Origin of the sequence: Desulfofundulus sp. (assembly GCF_049701015.1) — a bacterium.
GTDB lineage: Bacteria > Bacillota > Desulfotomaculia > Desulfotomaculales > Desulfovirgulaceae > Desulfofundulus.
The window spans coordinates 1-1,618 of the sequence record NZ_JBNATZ010000387.1 but is presented as its reverse complement, the minus strand read 5'-3'; the positions used below and the strand labels follow the sequence as shown (position 1 = coordinate 1,618).

Sequence of the window (1,618 nt, the reverse complement as noted above, 5' to 3'; positions counted from 1 at the left end):
GAGGGACGTTTAAATATCATTATCTGGAATATCCGGTTGCCCCGGGTGCTGGCTGCGGTCACTGCCGGGGTCGGCCTTTCCGTGGCGGGCTGCGTGATGCAAAACCTCTTGCGCAACCCCCTGGCGTCTCCTTTCACGCTGGGCATTTCGCAGGGTGCGGCCTTTGGTGCGGCTGTAGCCATCATTGCCCTCGGGGCGGGGAGCACCGGGAGTACCAGCGCCGATGCAGTCATCATCAACAACCCATACCTGGTCACCATTTCCGCCTTTGTGGGGGCGATGGCGACGACCCTGGTGGTCCTCTTCCTGGCCCGGGTGAGGGGGGTCACGCCCGAAGCGATGGTCCTGGCGGGGGTGGCCCTGGGTTCCCTTTTTTCAGCCGCTACCATTATCCTGCAGTTTTTTGCCAGCGACGTGCAGGTGGCTTCGATTGTTTTCTGGACCTTTGGCGATATCGGCCGGGCTTCCTGGCGGGATCTCGAGATTATAGCCGCGGTAACCGGCTCCGCACTGCTTTACTTTATAGCCAACCGGTGGAATTATAACGCTCTGGACGGCGGGGAGGAGACGGCCAGGGGACTTGGTGTTGACGTTGAGAGAATCAGGCTAGTCGGGATGTTCGCGGCCTCCCTGGTTACAGCGGTAATTGTCTCCTTTCTCGGTATCATCGGCTTTATCGGTCTGGTCGGGCCGCACATGATGAGGAGGGTACTGGGCGGCGACCACCGATTTTTAATCCCGGCTTCCAGCGTAATGGGGGGGCTTTTACTGCTTGCTTCCGACACCCTGGCCAGGACCATTATTTCCCCGGTTGTTTTGCCGGTCGGTGCGATCACTTCTTTTATGGGCGCTCCCTTGTTCCTCTACCTTCTCTCCAGGGGGTACGGCCGAAGATGATCCTGTCTGTGGACGGCGTGGAATTCAGTTACGGGAGCCGGCCCGTGTTGAAGGATATCAGATTTGAAGTCAACAGGGGTGAATTTTTCTCTATCCTGGGCAACAACGGTGCCGGGAAGTCCACCCTGCTCAAGTGCCTGAACAGAATTCTGAAGCCGAAAACAGGGATCATTCTCATTGAAAAAGATGACCTGTTTGCTCTCAGCCACCGGGAAGTTGCGCGCCGCCTGGGGTACGTGGCGCAGAGATGTGAAAGCACCCGGTTTACCGTCTTCGACGCCGTACTTTTGGGCAGGAAACCCCACATCAAGTGGGGTACCACCGCAAGAGACCTGGAAATCGTCCGGCGAGTTTTGGGCGTCCTCGGCCTGGAGGAGTTTTCCCTGCGCTACGTGGATGAATTGAGCGGGGGGGAGCTGCAAAAGGTGGTCATTGCCAGGGCCCTGGCCCAGGAACCCCGTGTTCTTTTACTGGACGAACCCACGAGCAACCTGGATTTGAAAAATCAATTCGAGGTTTTGAAGACTGTAAAAAGTGCGGCCAGGGAACAAAACATTGCAGCGGTGGTGGTGATGCACGACCTCAACCTTGCTTTGCGGTTCGCAGATAAATTCCTGCTCCTTAAGGACAGGACCATCTTTGCCTGCGGGGGGATGGAAATCATGACTCCGGAGAACATTGCTGCCGTTTACGGTGTCCCGGTAGCGGTGGAAAGGCTGGC

2 protein-coding genes are annotated in these 1,618 nt (G+C 57.2%); both read left to right on the top strand.

Annotation, left to right across the window (positions count from 1 at the left end):
- Positions 1 to 897, top strand: an 897-nt coding sequence (locus tag ACPLUI_RS14705; RefSeq protein WP_424660986.1) for a FecCD family ABC transporter permease, incomplete at its 5' end; no start/stop codon positions are given.
- Positions 894 to 1,618: ABC transporter ATP-binding protein (locus ACPLUI_RS14700; RefSeq protein ID WP_424660985.1), on the top strand; the 725-nt coding region annotated here is incomplete at its 3' end. The genes ACPLUI_RS14705 and ACPLUI_RS14700, both read left to right, overlap by 4 nt.